The sequence below is a fragment of the Rhodoplanes elegans genome (genome assembly GCF_016653355.1).
In the GTDB taxonomy this organism is placed as follows: Bacteria; Pseudomonadota; Alphaproteobacteria; order Rhizobiales; family Xanthobacteraceae; genus Rhodoplanes; species Rhodoplanes elegans.
This window is the reverse complement of the sequence record NZ_NHSK01000075.1, coordinates 16,670-31,491: the sequence shown is the minus strand read 5'-3', so window position 1 is coordinate 31,491 and position 14,822 is coordinate 16,670. Positions and strand designations below refer to the sequence as shown.

Below are 14,822 nucleotides of genomic sequence, written 5' to 3'. Positions count from 1 at the left end.
GTCGCACTGGTCGCGTTGCGACCGGAGCATGGCCGCGCCCGCCATGGCGGCTGTGCTCCGACGACCGCGATGAGCCGGTCGGTGATGTGCGGCTGCGCAGATCCCGCGAGCCGCGACGGCCGGAACTGCGCCTACAGCCTGGCGCGAAAATAGCGTGGCGGCACGCCGAAGGTGCGCTTGAAGGCGGTGGCGAAATTCGCCGGGTTGGCATAGCCGGCCAGGAACGCCGCCTCGTTGACCGAGACGCCGTCGCGCTCCAGCGCCTCGCGGGCGCGCTCCAGCTTGCGGGCCCGGATGTGATCGACGACCGTCGTCCCGCGCGCCGCCCGGAACACCCGCTGCAGCGTCGAGACGCTCATGCCGACATGGCGGGCGACCGTGTCGAGCGTCACGGCTTCGTCCAGATGGGCATCGATGAAATCGCAGACGGCGCGGACCCGGGCATAGTCCTTCGGCCGCAGCATCGCGGCGGCGACCCTGTCCTGAGCGGCGATGTCGGCGTGCGCGACCGCGTTGAGCGCCTCGCCGACGATGTCGAGCGTCCGGCTCTCCACGTACAGGTTGCGCATCAGCGGCGCGTAGGGCGGCGGTTTGAGGATCTGCTCGACCAGCGAGACCAGCCGCGCTGACGGCGTCCAGCGCAGGCTGGCGAGATGCGAGCGGCTGAACGCCAGGACGCCGCGATGATCCTCGATGGCGTCGAGGCCGCTCTCCTCCAGCCATTGCGGCGACACCGTCACGGTGACCTTGCGGACATGGGTGCCGCAGGCCGAGACGCGGCGGAACATCTCGCGCCGTGCGCGGGCCACCACCACGGCCTCGACCGGGCCGCCCCGTGCGTCGGGACGCCCCATGGCGAAGGCGCGCTCGCCCACATGGGCCGTCACGCCGCCTTCGAGAAACAGCGAGAAGGTCAGGCCCGGCTCCTGCACGGCGCGCGTCTCGAGGTCGTGCAGGTCCCACACGTCGGTGGCGTGGAGCTGAAGGCCGGAGCGCAGCACGAGCTGGACGAAGTCGCCGCGCAGCAGCGCCGCATCGTCGTCGAGCACCGGAGCGACCAGGTGGAAGTCGGCCGCCTTGGCCCACCGCCGCAGGTCGCGATGGCGCACGAGCCGTCCGCCCGCGCCGTCCTGGCTCGCGTTCATTGTACCGCCGCTCGAGGTGTCGTCCGATCGATCACGCGAGCAACTTCGTCGAGAGCGACAGTGACGTCAACGACTCTCCAGCGATTTCGAAATGGTATAGCTCTAAACTTCGAAGTCTAGAATTGCAGCAGGGAAGCCCTTTGTCGTAGGCGTTTGGTGATTTCGCAAAGGAAATACACGCCCTGTCGAATGTACGCCTCCCCGGCCCGCGGTTAACTGTCGGGATCAATTGGGGACGGGCGTGACACGGCTACGGCCGTGAGTTCGACGACAGGGGCTGACCATGACTCACACGATATCGACCAGCGGATCCGTGCGGATCGTCGGCCTGTTGCTCGCCACGACGATGCTGACCGGCACCTTCGCCGCGACGGCCCTCGCGCAGAGCACGGCGTTGCCGACCATCCGGGTCGAGGGGGATCGCGACACCGGCGTCGGCGGCGGCGGCGAGGCGACGGCTCCCGGCGCCGGCGGTGCGGGTGGCGCCGTCACGGCGACGCGCGGCGTCGCGGCGACCTCGGGGAGCGCCGTCGGCCCGGTTGACGGCTACGTCGCCGACCGCAGCATGACCGGCACCAAGACCAACACGCCGGTGGTCGAGACGCCCGAGTCGGTGTCGATCGTCACCCGTGATCAGATGGAGGACCAGCAGGCCCAGAGCGTCAGCCAGGCGTTGCGCTACACGCCGGGCGTGCTGACCGATCTGCGGCCGGCGAGCCGCTTCGACATCATCCCGGTGCGCGGCTACGGCGGCAATCTCGGCGTGCTGCAGGGCTTCGTCGGCTTCCAGGACGGCCTCAAGCTGCAGCGCGGAATCTCGTTCGCGGTGCCGACGGTCGATCCCTACACGCTCGAGCGCATCGAGGTGCTGCGCGGCCCTTCGTCGATCCTCTATGGACAAACCAATCTGGGCGGCATGATCAACCTCGTCACCAAGCGGCCGCTCGACAAGCCGTTCCACGAGGTGCAGGTCACGGGCGGCAACTTCGAGCGCTTGCAGGGCACGTTCGACTTCTCCGGCCCGATCGACAAGGACGGCCACTGGCTCTATCGGCTGACCGCCCTCGCGCGCAACTCCGGCACCCAGGTCGACTACACCGAGGACGACCGCTACGTGCTCGCCCCGGCGCTGACCTGGAAGCCCAACAGCGACACCACCTGGACGCTGCTCGCCAACCACACCCAGGATCCGAACAGCTTCTACTCGGTGTTCCTGCCCAAGGAAGGCACCGTGATGCCGAGCCGGAGCGGCTGGATCTCGTCGAGCTTCAACGTCTCGGATCCGGGCTACGAGGTGTTCGAGCGCAAGCAGACCTCGCTCACCTCGCTGTTCGAGCATCGATTCAATGACGTCTGGACGATCCGCCAGAACACGCGGGTGATGCATCTCGAGACGAACTTCCGCGGTCTCTCTCCGACCAGCTACGCCAACGCGGCGCAGTCGATCATCAACCGGTCGAAGTCGAACGTGAAGGACGAGCTCGATTCGCTCGCCACCGACAACCAGGTGCAGGCGCAGTTCTACACCGGCGCGTTCAAGCACACGGTGCTGATGGGCCTCGACTACCAGTACGCCGATGCGAGCCGCCTGCTCGGCAGCGCCAGCACCGGCGTCGCCACCATCAACTTCCTCGCTCCGCTGTACTGGCAGAACATCCCCGTCCCGGCCTATCAGAGCGACGCGAAGCAGACCAACGACCAGCTCGGCCTCTACATCCAGGATCAGATCCGGCTCGGCAACCTGATCGGCATGTTCGGCATCCGGCGCGACCGGGCGAGTTTCGACTTCAACCAGGTCACCATCGCGTCGGGCGCCGTCACGGCGGCCTCGCAAACCGACGAGGCGACCACCTGGCGGGCCGGGCTGCTCTATCACTTCGAGAACGGTCTCGCGCCCTACATCAGCTACTCGACCTCGTTCGAGCCGGTGACCGGCTCGACGCTCGACTACTACAAGCGGCCGTTCAAGCCGACCACCGGCGAGCAGGTCGAGGCCGGCCTCAAGTATCAGCCGCCCGGCACCAACATGCTGTTCACGGCGGCCGTCTACGAGCTCACCCAGTACAACGTGCAGACGCCCGACACCGACCCGACCCACAAGGGCTGCGGCACCACGGCGACGAGCTCGTGCAGCGTGCAGAGCGGCGCGGTGCGCACCCGCGGCGTCGAGCTCGAGGCCAAGGCGAGCATCAACCGCAACATCGACCTGCTCGGCGCCTTCACCTGGCAGGACATGGTGGTGACGCAGGCGAACGACACCAGCCTCGGCAAGCGGCCCATCCAGGTGCCGGAGTATTTCGGCTCGGTGTGGGGCATGTACACGTTCCGCGACGGCCCGTTCGCGGGACTCGGTCTCGGCGCCGGCGTGCGTCACGTCTCGTCGACCTTCGGCGACGTCGCCAACACGCTCGAGGTGCCGGCCTTCACGCTGGTCGACGCCGCCGTCCATTTCGACTTCGATACCATCGAGCCAAAGCTCAAGGGGCTGCGCCTGTCGCTCAACGCCTCCAACCTGTTCGACAAGGAGTATGTCGCGTCCTGCAGCGCCGGCAGCGGCAGCTTCGACACCGGCTGCTATTTCGGCACGCGGCGCACCATCCTGGCGACGGCGAGGTATCGCTGGTGATGCGATCCTCGGGACCGGCGGTCGCGGCACGCCGCGATCGCCTCGACGCCGCCGGCAACAGCCCCCCGCCGGCGGCGTTGCCGCACACGCAGGTGCTGGCGATGCGGTCGCGCGACGGCCTGGAGCATCGCGTCTTCGTCGCGCGCCCGCACGGAAAACCGCCGTCGCCGGCCGGCTGGCCGCTGATCGTGCTGACCGACGCCAACGCCGCCTTCGCGACCTTCGCCGAGGTGGTGGCCCTGCGCTCGCGGCGGACCGAGGTGACCGGCGTGGTGCCGGCCGTGGTGGTCGGACTCGGCTATCCGACCGACGAGCCGCTCGACCTCGTCCGCCGCACCTTCGACTACACGCCGGCGCCGCGCGGGCCGCTGACGATGCCGCCGCGGCCGGACGACTCGGCTTGGCCGCCGGTCGGCGGCGCCGACGCGTTCCTTGATTTCGTCGCAGGCGACGTGCTGCCGGCGATCGGCCGCGATTTTCCGCTCGATCCGGTGCGCCGCACGCTGTTCGGCCACTCCTTCGGCGGGCTGTTCACGCTCTACACCTTGTTCACGCGGCCGGGGCTGTTCCGCACGTATGTGGCGGCGAGCCCGTCGATCTGGTTCGCCGACCGGGTGGTCCTTTCGCACGAGCGCGATTTCGTCGCGGCGCTGCGGCCCGGCAACGATCTTCGCCTGCTGATCACCATGGGCGGCTGCGAGCAGGAGCCGACCGCGGTGGAAATCGACGGGACCGACGTCGAGGTCCGCGCCGCTTGGAAGCGGCGCAACCGCATGGTCGACAATGCCCGCGAGATGGCGGCGCGCCTCGCGCCGCTCGCCGGCTGCGGGCTCACGGTCGACTACGTCGAGTTCCGCGACGAGGACCACGTGTCGGTCGTCCCGGCCGCCATCGCGCGCGCCGTCACGCTGGCGCTCGGCCGGCCGTTGCGGAGCAACCCATGACCCTCTCCCGCCGCACCCTTCTCACCACCGGCGCCGCCGCGACGGCCGGCGTGCTGCTGCCGCGCCGCGCCCGCGCGGCCCGCGACTTGATCGCAGTGACGGACATCGCCGGCCGCCGCGTCGAGATCGCCCGGCCGGTGAAGCGGATCGTGCTCGGCGAGGGGCGCCAGCTGATCACGTTGTCGCTCGTCCATCCCGATCCCGTGTCGCTGCTCGCCGGCTGGCCCGGCGATCTCGCCCGCCAGGACAAGGTGACGTACGGCCGTTATCTGGAGAAGTTCCCGGCGATCGCCGGCGTGCCGATCGTCGGCCGCGGCAGCGAGGAGACCTTCTCGATCGAGCAGGCGCTGGCGACCGGCCCCGATCTCGCGATCCTGTCCGGTGGCTACGGCCCGTCGCTGCGCTCGAAGGAGACGCTCGACCGCTTCGCCGCCGCCGGCGTGCCGGTCGTCTTCGTCGATCTGATCGCCAAGCCGCTCGACAACATCGTGCCGAGCCTGCGGCTGCTCGGCCGCGTGCTCGGCCGCGAGGATGCGGCCGAACGTGTCGTCCAGTTCCACGAGAGCCGGGCAGGGCGCATCCGCGACCGCCTCGCCGCGGCGACGCCGGTCGCCCCGACCGTGCTGATGCACGCCCATGCGGGCCTCGCCGAGTGCTGCAACGCGCCCGGCCGCGCCACCATAGGGGCCTTCATCGATCCCGCCGGCGGCACCAACATCGCGGTCGATGTGCTGAAGACGCCGTTCGGCCCGATCAGCCTCGAATACGTGATGGGGCGCGATCCCGACGTGTATGTCGGCACCGGTGGCCAGCATCTCGCCGGCACCGGCGGGCTGGTGCTCGGCCCGGGCGTCGACGCCGCCGAGTCGCGCGCCAAGCTGCAGGGCATCGTGAGGAGCCCCGGCCTCGCCGACATCGCGGCGGTGCGCAGCGGGCGCGTGCACGGGCTGTGGCACCTGTTCGGCAACTTCCCGCTCAACGTGCTGGCCCTCGAGGCGCTCGCCAAGTGGTTCCATCCGAAATTGTTCGGCGACGTCGATCCCGATGCGAGCCTGAAGATCGCCAACGAGACGCTGCTCGCCGTCCCCATGCACGGCACCTACTGGGTGTCGCTCGACGGCGGGGGGCGGTGAGGATGTGATGGTGGTCCTTGTGTTGGTCGAAATGGTCGCGGGTGTGGCTACCCCCCTCCCCAACCCTCCCCCACAAGGGGGGAGGGAGCAGGCCGAAGTGCGACGCGATGCTGTCGCGAAAAGCACGGTGGCCCGTCCGTTTGCCGAGAGGCTCCGGCTCCTGCGTTCCCTCCCCCCTTGTGGGGGAGGGACAGGGAGGGGGGTGAGCCCCGGCCTCGGAACTTTGCCGACATCCCGTGCCCGACTGGAACGCCGTCCGTGACCATGACCGGCACCGCGCCCCTTTCCGCCGTCGCCGAGGCGGCGCTGGTCGCGCATCGGCGGCGGCTGCGACGGCGGGCCCTGATCTTTCTCGCGCTGGCGCTGGCCGGCATTGCCGCCTTCGTGGTCGACCTCGGCACCGGCCCGTCGACCCTGACTGCCCTCGACGTGGTGCGCGGTCTCCTGTTTCCGGACACGCTCGGGCGCGCCGCCGCCGTGATCGTCTTCGACGTGCGGCTGCCGCAGGCCGTGATGGCGATCCTGGTCGGCACCGCACTGGCGCTCGCCGGCGCCGAGATGCAGACCGTGCTGAACAATCCGATGGCGAGCCCGTTCACGCTCGGCCTGTCGGCCGCCGCGACCTTCGGGGCGGCGCTCGCCATCGTGCTCGGCTTCGCGCTGCCCGGCGTGCCGGCGACCTGGAGCATCCCGGTCAACGCCTTCGTGTTCGCCTTCGGCTCGGCCATGCTGCTGCAGTCGCTCGGGCGGCTGCGCCGCAGCGGCGACAGCCTGGTGCTGTTCGGCATCGCGCTGTTCTTCACCTTCAACGCGCTGGTCGCCATCACCCAGTTCGTGGCGAGCGAGCAGGCCCTGCAGCAGCTCGTGTTCTGGACCATGGGCAGCCTGTCGCGGGCGACCCGGGAGAAGGTGACGATCCTCGCCCTCGTCATCGCCTGCGTGGTGCCGTTCTCGTTCCGGGCCGCCTGGACGCTCACGGCGCTGCGGCTCGGCACCGAGCGGGCGCAGAGCCTCGGCATCGACATCGCCCGGCTGCGGATGCTCTCGCTGATGCGGCTGAGCCTCTTGACCGGCGCCGCCGTCGCCTATGTCGGTGTGATCGCCTTCGTCGGCCTGGTCGGGCCGCACATCGCACGCCTGCTGATCGGCGAGGACCATCGCTTCTTCCTGCCGGCGAGCGCGCTGTGCGGCGCCGTGCTGATGTCGCTCGCCTCGGTCGCCAGCAAGGCCGCGGTGCCCGGCATCGTGCTGCCGATCGGCCTGATCACGTCGCTCGTCGGCGTGCCGATCTTCATCACTCTCGTGTTGACCCGGCGGGGGCATTGATGCGGGCCGCGCTGACGATCGAACGGCTCACGGCCGGCTATCCGCGCCGCCCGGTGCTGCGCGACCTTTCGCTGCCGCCGCTGCCGGCCGGCGCCGTGACGGCGCTCACCGGACCCAACGCGGCCGGTAAGTCGACGCTGCTGAAGGCGCTCGCCGGCCTCGTCAGGGCCGAGGGGCGGGTGATGTTCGGCGACGTCGATCTCCTGCGCCTGCCGCTCGTCGCGCGCGCCGATCTGGTCGGCTTCATGCCGCAGGCGCTGCCGCAGGGCGTTGCCCTGTCGGTGCTGGAATCGGTCGTCGCCGCCTTCGAGGCGTCGCGGCCGGACGGGCTCGCCGATGCCGACGCGACCCGCCGCGCCGTCGCGACCCTCGACCGGCTCGGCATCGTCGACCTCGCGCTCGACGGGCTCGACCAGCTCTCCGGCGGCCAGCGCCAGCTCGTCAGCCTCGCCCAGGCGCTGGTGCGCGAGCCGCGCCTGCTGCTGCTCGACGAGCCGACCAGCGCGCTCGATCTGCGCCACCAGGTCACCGTGATGGAGGCGGCCCGCTCGCTCGCCGCCGAGGGCCGCACCGTCGTCGTCGTGCTGCACGACCTCAATCTCGCAGCGCGCTGGGCCGAGCGCGTCGTCGTGCTCGACCACGGCCGCGTCGCGGCCAACGGCACGCCGGCCCAGGCGCTGACCGCCGAGACGCTCGCCTCCGTGTGGGGCGTCGCCGCCCGCATCGCGCCCGGCCCGAACGGCGTCCCGCATGTCGTCGTCGAGGGTGCGCTCGATGCGCCGCATTCCGCTGCAACGGCCGCCGGCGTCCCGCCCGAAAACTCCACCGCAGCCTGATCGCCACGAGGGACTCTCATGACCGACCCGACCATCGCCACGGCCGGCGCGCCGGCGCGCTTCCGCGGCATCCGCGTGCTCGAGGTGCTGCGCACCGAACGCGTGACGCCGCAGATGCGCCGCCTGATCCTCGGCGGGCCCGAGCTCGCCGGCTTCCGCGACGACGCGCTGAACCTCAAGATCCTGTTCGCGCCCGAGGGTGTCGACGATCCGGGCTGGCCGCTGGAAGGCCCGGGCGGCAAGCCGATCTGGCCGAAGGACCCGGTCCGCCCGATCGTGCGCACCTACACGCTGCGCTGGTTCGACACGGCGAGGGGCGAGCTCGCGGTCGACTTCGTGCTGCACGCCGACGGCGAGGCGACCCGCTTCGCGCGCCGAGCGAAGTCCGGCGACCGCGTCGGCGTCGGCGGACCCGGCGGCCGCAACATCAACCCGGCCGACTGGTATCTGTTCGCCGGCGATCACACGGCCCTGCCGGCGATCGCCGCGATCCTGGAGAAGCTGCCGGACGACGCCGTCGGCCATGCCTTCGTCGAGGTGCCGGACGCGGCCGAGGAGCAGACCTTCCGCAAGCCCACTGGAATCACGCTGACCTGGCTGCATCGGAACGGTCAGGCGCCCGGCCGCACCACGCTGCTGCGCGACGCCGTGCTGACGCTGCCGTGGCCCGAAACCGCCGTTCGGCCGTTCGCCTTCATCGCCGGCGAGTCGGCGACCGTGCGATCGCTGCGCGCCTATGTGCGCGACGAGCGCCGGATGGACCGCCGCCAGATCCACGCCATCGGCTACTGGCGCCTCGGCATGACCGAGAACGCCTATCACGACCATCACGACAACGACCGCGACGAGGACTACTTCAAGACCTGGCGCGAGGAGCTGGCCGCGCGTGGCATCCCGGCCGAGGCGGCGCATTGACGGCGGGCGGCCGGCCGTCGGCTCGTTCGTTCGCCACCGATCCGACGACAGGCGCTTCGGCGCGGCGCGTCGTTCAGGCGACCCGGCGCCCGGCGCTCCAGACGCGACGCACCGCCGCGATCCCGTCCACCCACCGGACCTGGATGAGATCGGCGCGCTTGCCCGGCGCGATCTCGCCGCGGTCGGTCAGGCCGACCGCCTCGGCCGGCGTCTTGGAGGCGGTGCGCACCGCCGTGGCGAGGTCGAGGCCGGGCACCAGCTCGGGCAGCAGCAGCGCGGCGCCGAGCAGGCTCGACGGCACGTAGTCGGAGGAGAGGATGTCGAGCACGCCAGCAGCGGCGAGGTCGGCGGTCGCCACATTGCCGGAGTGCGAGCCGCCGCGCACCAGGTTCGGCGCCCCCATCATGACCCGCACGCCGGCGGCGTGCAGGGCCATCGCCGCCTCCATGGTGGTCGGAAACTCGGCGATGGCGATGCCGTCGCGGACCGCCTCGGCGACATGATCGAGCGTGGTGTCGTCGTGGCTCGCCAGCGGCACGTCGCGGGCGCGGGCGAGGTCGACCAGCGCCCGGTAGTTGTCACCGGCATGGGCCGCCTGCAGGGCGATCCGGCGGGCGAACATCACGTCGAGCTCGGCGTCGGTGAGGCCGCCGGCCTTGCCGCGATAGTAGATGCGCAGCTTCTCCTCGTCGCGAAACTGGCGTTGGCCCGGCGTGTGGTCCATCAGCGAGATCAGCCGCACGTCTGGCCGGTCGACCAGTGATCGCGCCTCGTCGACGACATCGGGCATCGGCACCTCGCAGCGCAGATGCAGCAGGTGATCGATGCGCAGGAGCCCGGCGTCGCGCGCCGTCGAGATCGCGGCCGCCAGCGTCGTCGCCTGGCCGTCGACCGCCTCGGCGCTCTCCTCCCGCCAGACTCGCAGCGAGTCGAGCACCGTCGTGATGCCGCTCGTCGCGATCTGGCCGTCGTAGGACACGACCGCGGCGGCCGGGTTCCAGTAGACCTTCGGGCGCGGCACGTAATGCGCCTCGATGTGGTCGGTGTGCAGCTCGACCAGGCCGGGCAGCAGGAGGTCGCCGCCCAGATCGTCGCCCTTCTCGGGGGCGGCGCCGTCGCCGACCGCGACGACGCGGCCGCGCGCGATCGCCACCCAGCCGCGCTCGATCACGCGGTCGGCGAGCACGACCCGAGCGTTGGTGAGCAGCCTCTCGGTCGGGTCGCTGGCGGTCGGGTCGGTCACGGTCGGGTCGGTCATTGCGGGCGGGTTCCGGTGAAGCGGGTGACGTCGACGAGGCGGTCCGCGATGGCGTCGCGGACCTCGGCGTCGTGGGCGACGGCGACGACGGCGGTGCCGCGCGCCTTCTTGGCCCTGATCAGATCGACGACGACGGCGCGGTTGGCGGCGTCGAGCGAGGCGGTCGGCTCGTCGAGCAGCAGGAGCGGGAGGTCGGGCAAGAAGCCGCGGGCGATGTTGATGCGCTGCTGCTCGCCGCCCGAGAAGGTGGCGGGCGGCAGCGGCCACAGCCGCTCCGGGATGGCGAGGCGGCGGAGCAGATCGGCGGCCGCGGCCCGCGCCATCTCGCGGGGCTGCCGGCCGGCCGCCTCGGCGACCACGTCGATCGCCGGCACGCGCGGCACCGCGCGGAGAAACTGGCTGACATAGCCGACGACGTCGCGACGCAGCGCCAGGATCTGGCGCGGCGTCGCCCGCGCGACGTCGACCATCGTGTCGCCGACCATCGTGTCGCCGTGCCGGACCATGATGGCGCCGGCGTCGCACCGGTAGCTGCCCCAGATCATCTTCAGGACCGACGACTTGCCGGCGCCGGACGGGCCGGTGAGCACGACGCACTCGCCCGGCGCGACCTGCAGGTCGACGCCGGCGACGACGGGCAGCCGGACGCCGCCCTGCAGATGCATCGTGAAGGTCTTGGCGGCACCGGTGATCTCGAGCGCGAGCATGGCGGCCTCAGGGCGGCAGGATCGAGGCGACGAGGAGCTGGGTGTAGGCCTCGTGCGGGTCGTCGAGCACCTGGTCGGTGAGGCCGGTCTCGATCACCAGCCCGTCCTTCATCACCAGGATGCGATGCGAGAGGAGCCGCGCCACCGCGAGGTCGTGGGTGACCACCACGGCGGCGAGCCCCAGATCGGCGACGAGGCCGCGCAGCAGATCGAGCAGGCGCGCCTGAACCGACACGTCGAGCCCGCCGGTCGGCTCGTCCATGAAGACGAGGCGAGGGCCGGTGACCAGGTTGCGGGCGATCTGCAGGCGCTGCCGCATGCCGCCCGAGTAGCTGCGCGGCGTCTCGTCGATGCGGTCGGCGGCGATCTCGACGCGGTCGAGCCAGTCGACCGCGGTGTCGCGGATGCGGCCGTAGTGGCGCCAGCCGACCGCCATCAGCCGCTCGCCCACGTTCGCGCCGGCCGACACGCCCATGCGCAACCCGGCGGCCGGGTCCTGGTGCACGTAGCCCCAGTCGGTGCGGAACAGGAAGCGCCGCTCGGCCTCGGCGAGGGTCGCGAGATCGCGGGTGACGCCGTCGCGCATGCGGTAGAGCACCCGGCCGGCCTCCGGCGCCATCAGGCCGGACAGGAGCCGCAGCAGCGTCGACTTGCCGGAGCCCGACTCGCCCACCACGGCGAGCACCTCGCCCTCGTGAAGCGCGAAGGACACGTCGCGGCAGCCGAGCTGGCGGCCGTAATGCGTGGTGAGCCCCTCGGCGATCAGCAGGGGGGCGTCGTCGTCGGGCGCGGTCATGCGGACGTCTCGGCCGTGCGGGCATCTTGGTCGACCGGGGCGGGGACGACGGCGACCCGGAACGAGTAGCCATGGCGCTCGAAGCCGAGCCCCTCGTAGAAGGCGTGCGCGGCGGCGCGCCGTGCATTGGATGACAACATCAGCTTGTAGCAGCCCTTCTCGGCGGCGCGCGCGAGCGCGAAGCGCATCATCGCGGCGCCGATGCCGGTGCCTTGCCGGGCCGGATCGACCGCCACGTCCTCGACGATCGCCGAGGGGGCGCCGCGGTGGCCGATATTGTCCATCACGAGAAGCGCGAACGTGCCGACGACGTGATCATTTTCGCATGCGACATGGAGCGTGTAGTCGGGATAGCGCGCGAACTTTTTCAGCAGCGCCTCCGCCTGGGGAAGCGGCAACACGTCGCCGGCGTCGAAGTCCGGCTGGGCGTAGAGGGCGAGAACGCCGGGGAGATCCGCCGCGGTGGCGGGGCGGATCACGAGGTCCGGCGCAGGAGCGGCGAGCGGCGTCTCAGCCATGGGTCGCCTCCTCGACCTGCCCGGCGCGCGCCGCGGCCGCCTCGCGCCTTCCTTCGCAGTAGTCGGTGTCGGAGCAGACATACATGCGGGTGCCGCGGTCGTCGGTGACGACCTCGTCGAGGAACGAGTCGGTCGCGCCGCACAGGGCACAGCAGCCGGGGTGGCGATAGGGCTCGAACGGATGATCCTCGAAGTCGAGCGAGACGACGCGGGTGTGCGGCGGGATCGCGTAGATGCGCTTTTCACGCCCGGCGCCGAACAGCTGGAGGGCCGGACAGTCGTCGAGCTTCGGGTTGTCGAAGCGCGGGATCGGCGAGGGGTCCATCACGTAGCGGTCGGCGACCTTGGCCGGGTAGGCGTAGGTGGTGGCGATGTGCCCGTGGCGGGCGATGTCCTCGTAGAGCTTCACGTGCATGACGCCGTAGTCGGCGAGCGCGTGCATGCGTCGCGTCTCGGTCTCGCGCGGCTCGAGGAAGCGCAGCGGCTCGGGGATCGGCACCTGGAAGACGAGGATCTGCCCCGCGCGCAGCGGCGTCTCCGGCACGCGGTGACGGGTCTGGATCACGGTCGCCTCTCTGGTGCGCGTCGTCGTCCGCACGCCGGCCGTGCGGGCGAAGAATTTCCGGATCGACACCGCGTTGGTGGTGTCGTCGGAGCCCTGGTCGATCACCTTCAGCACGTCGTCGCGGCCGAGCACGGCGGCTGTCACCTGCACGCCGCCGGTGCCCCAGCCGTAGGGCATCGGCATCTCGCGGCTGGCGAACGGCACCTGATAGCCGGGGATCGCGATCGCCTTGAGGATGGCGCGGCGGATCATCCGCTTGGTCTGCTCGTCCAGATAGGCGAAGTTGTAGGTCGGCGCGGTCATTCGGCCGCCTCCTTCAGGTCGTCGTCCTTCGGCTCGTCTGGCGTCGCGTGGTCGCCCTGCGCGTCGCCGCTGTCGCGGCGTTGCGCGAAGAACGCCGCCCGCATCTTGCGCACCAGGCCGAGCTCGGCCTGGAAGTCGACATAGTGCGGCAGCTTGAGGTGCTCGACGAAGCCGGTCGCCTGCACGTTGTCGGAGTGCGCCAGCACGAACTCCTCGTCCTGGGCCGGCGCCGTCGGTTCCTCGCCGAGCTCGCCGGCGCGCAGCGCGCGGTCGACCAGCGCCATGCTCATCGCCTTGCGCTCGCCGTGCCCGAAGACGAGCCCGTAACCGCGGGTGAAGCGCGGCGGCTCGTTCGCCGAGCCCTTGAACTGGTTGATGGTCTGGCACTCCGTCACGGTGATGCGGCCGATCGGCAGGGCGAAGCCGGCCTCCTCGGCAAAGACCTCCACCGCCACCTCGCCCATGCGGATCTCGCCGGCGAACGGATGGGTGCGGCCGTAGCCGCGCTGGGTCGAGTAGCCGAGCGCGAGCAGGAAGCCTTCGTCGCCGCGGGCGAGATTCTGCAGGCGCAGGTCGCGCTCGGCCGGGAAGGCGAGCGCGTCGCGGGTGAGATCGCCCGGCGGCGTGGCATCGGCCGGCGGCGGCGCGGGCTCGACCAGGTCGTCGGCGGCGAGCAGATCGGTGACGCGCGGCATCGCGCCGGGCAGGGGCTCCGCGGCGGCCGGTTCGGCGGCCACCGTGCCGTCGTCCGGCTCCAGCAGGCGATGCGTGTAGTCGAAGGTCGGCCCGAGCACCTGGCCGCCCGGAAGGTCCTTGAAGGTCGCCGAGATGCGCCGTCGCACCCGCATCGCGCCGGTGTCGAGCGGCCGGGTCGTGCCGAGCCGCGGCAGCGTCGCCCGGAACGCGCGCAGCAGGAAGATCGCCTCGATCAGGTCGCCATGCGCCTGCTTGATAGCCCTTGCAGCGAGCGCGCGGTCGTAGAGGGAGCCCTCGGTCATCACCCGGTCGACCGCGAGCGTGAGCTGACCGGTGATCTGATCGAGCGTCAGCTCGGGCACGGCGGGATCGCCGCGCCGCGCATGGGCGAGCAGCCGGTGGGCGTTCTCGATGGCGCGCTCGCCGCCCTTCACCGCGACATACATGTCAGGTCCCCTCGCCGAGCGTCACCGAGCGCGGCAGCGCCGCGACGGCCGTGTCGGTCGCCAGCACGAGGTCGATGCCGCACGGGAACAGCGCCCGGTTGGCGACGAGGCGCGCGGCGATGTCGTCGGGCAGCGGCGTCGCCTGCAGGGTGCGGCAGCCCGGGATGCCGGGGCCGGCGAGAATCAGCGGCGGACCGTGCGCGAAATCGTCGACCTGCAGGATCACGGTCGCCGAGCGGTCCGGATAGTCGGGCGTGCCCGGCGCGAAGGAGCCGAACGAGGGCATCGCCGTCGGGTCCGACACGAAGGCGAACGACGCCGCGGCCGGATCGTCGACCACCGGCGCGCCGGTGTGGAAGCGCAGCCACGCGGCGACGGCGGGCGCGGCGGCGAGCGGCGGGTCGAGCCACGCCGGCGTGTCCTGGTCGAAGAGCGTCAGCGCGACTGCGGCCGCACCGGCGCGCAGCGGTGCCGGCGGGGCGAGGGCCGCGAACTCACCGAGCGGCACGACCGCGCCGGGCCGCGCCAGCGCATCCATCACGGCACGGAACACCGCGTGGGCGGCGTTCACCGGATCGCGAAAGCCGGGCGACAGGCGCGCGTCCATC

Annotated in this window: 14 protein-coding genes; 6 read left to right on the top strand and 8 right to left on the bottom strand. The window is 71.4% G+C overall.

Annotation, left to right across the window (positions count from 1 at the left end):
• Window positions 1-131: 131 nt before the first annotated feature.
• Window positions 132-1,145, bottom strand: coding sequence for a helix-turn-helix transcriptional regulator (locus tag CCR97_RS09240; protein ID WP_111356874.1), 1,014 nt, complete (start codon window positions 1,143-1,145; stop codon window positions 132-134).
• Between the two features lie 283 nt (window positions 1,146-1,428).
• On the opposite strand from CCR97_RS09240, the gene CCR97_RS09235 reads away from it, so the two are divergent.
• The 6 genes from CCR97_RS09235 to CCR97_RS09210 all read left to right on the top strand — a co-directional run bounded on the left by CCR97_RS09235 (window position 1,429) and on the right by CCR97_RS09210 (window position 8,925).
• Entirely contained in the window at window positions 1,429-3,771 is a 2,343-nt protein-coding gene (locus tag CCR97_RS09235) for a TonB-dependent siderophore receptor (RefSeq protein ID WP_201159446.1), read from the top strand.
• Window positions 3,771-4,715 carry an alpha/beta hydrolase gene (locus CCR97_RS09230; protein ID WP_244670342.1) on the top strand — a complete coding sequence of 315 codons (945 nt, stop codon included), beginning with the start codon at window positions 3,771-3,773 and terminating at the stop codon, window positions 4,713-4,715. The genes CCR97_RS09235 and CCR97_RS09230 overlap by 1 nt, the downstream gene beginning before the upstream one ends.
• Window positions 4,712-5,848 (top strand): ABC transporter substrate-binding protein, encoded by a 1,137-nt coding sequence (locus tag CCR97_RS09225; RefSeq protein WP_201159444.1) that lies wholly within the window; start codon window positions 4,712-4,714, stop codon window positions 5,846-5,848. The genes CCR97_RS09230 and CCR97_RS09225 overlap by 4 nt, the downstream gene beginning before the upstream one ends.
• Window positions 5,849-6,112: 264 nt before the next feature.
• A complete protein-coding gene (locus CCR97_RS09220) occupies window positions 6,113-7,174 on the top strand; it encodes a FecCD family ABC transporter permease (RefSeq protein ID WP_111358627.1) in 1,062 nt (353 codons plus the stop codon).
• Window positions 7,174-8,010: an ABC transporter ATP-binding protein gene (locus CCR97_RS09215; protein WP_111358630.1), complete on the top strand. Its 837-nt coding sequence runs from the start codon at window positions 7,174-7,176 to the stop codon at window positions 8,008-8,010. The genes CCR97_RS09220 and CCR97_RS09215 overlap by 1 nt, the downstream gene beginning before the upstream one ends.
• Before the next feature lie 18 nt (window positions 8,011-8,028).
• Window positions 8,029-8,925 carry a siderophore-interacting protein gene (locus CCR97_RS09210; protein WP_111358628.1) on the top strand — a complete coding sequence of 299 codons (897 nt, stop codon included), beginning with the start codon at window positions 8,029-8,031 and terminating at the stop codon, window positions 8,923-8,925.
• A gap of 73 nt (window positions 8,926-8,998) precedes the next feature.
• On the opposite strand, the gene CCR97_RS09205 is transcribed toward CCR97_RS09210, so the two are convergent.
• The 7 genes from CCR97_RS09205 to phnH are packed head-to-tail and all read right to left on the bottom strand — an operon-like array spanning window position 8,999 to window position 14,821.
• A complete protein-coding gene (locus CCR97_RS09205; protein ID WP_111358629.1) occupies window positions 8,999-10,183 on the bottom strand; it encodes an alpha-D-ribose 1-methylphosphonate 5-triphosphate diphosphatase in 1,185 nt (394 codons plus the stop codon).
• The gene (gene phnL, locus CCR97_RS09200; RefSeq protein WP_201159443.1) at window positions 10,180-10,890 is read right to left on the bottom strand and encodes a phosphonate C-P lyase system protein PhnL; all 711 of its coding nucleotides are present in this window, start codon (window positions 10,888-10,890) and stop codon (window positions 10,180-10,182) included. Before phnL ends, CCR97_RS09205 begins: the two co-directional genes overlap by 4 nt.
• Window positions 10,891-10,897: 7 nt before the next feature.
• Complete coding sequence (gene phnK, locus CCR97_RS09195) at window positions 10,898-11,686, bottom strand: phosphonate C-P lyase system protein PhnK (RefSeq protein WP_111359884.1); 789 nt, start codon at window positions 11,684-11,686, stop codon at window positions 10,898-10,900.
• Window positions 11,683-12,204 (bottom strand): GNAT family N-acetyltransferase, encoded by a 522-nt coding sequence (locus tag CCR97_RS09190; protein WP_111359885.1) that lies wholly within the window; start codon window positions 12,202-12,204, stop codon window positions 11,683-11,685. The genes phnK and CCR97_RS09190 overlap by 4 nt, the downstream gene beginning before the upstream one ends.
• A complete protein-coding gene (locus CCR97_RS09185) occupies window positions 12,197-13,072 on the bottom strand; it encodes an alpha-D-ribose 1-methylphosphonate 5-phosphate C-P-lyase PhnJ (protein ID WP_111359886.1) in 876 nt (291 codons plus the stop codon). The genes CCR97_RS09190 and CCR97_RS09185 overlap by 8 nt, the downstream gene beginning before the upstream one ends.
• Complete coding sequence (locus CCR97_RS09180) at window positions 13,069-14,214, bottom strand: carbon-phosphorus lyase complex subunit (protein WP_111359887.1); 1,146 nt, start codon at window positions 14,212-14,214, stop codon at window positions 13,069-13,071. Before CCR97_RS09180 ends, CCR97_RS09185 begins: the two co-directional genes overlap by 4 nt.
• A 1-nt stretch (window position 14,215) precedes the next feature.
• Window positions 14,216-14,821 (bottom strand): phosphonate C-P lyase system protein PhnH, encoded by a 606-nt coding sequence (gene phnH / locus CCR97_RS09175; protein ID WP_201159442.1) that lies wholly within the window; start codon window positions 14,819-14,821, stop codon window positions 14,216-14,218.
• Between the last annotated feature and the right edge of the window lies 1 nt (window position 14,822).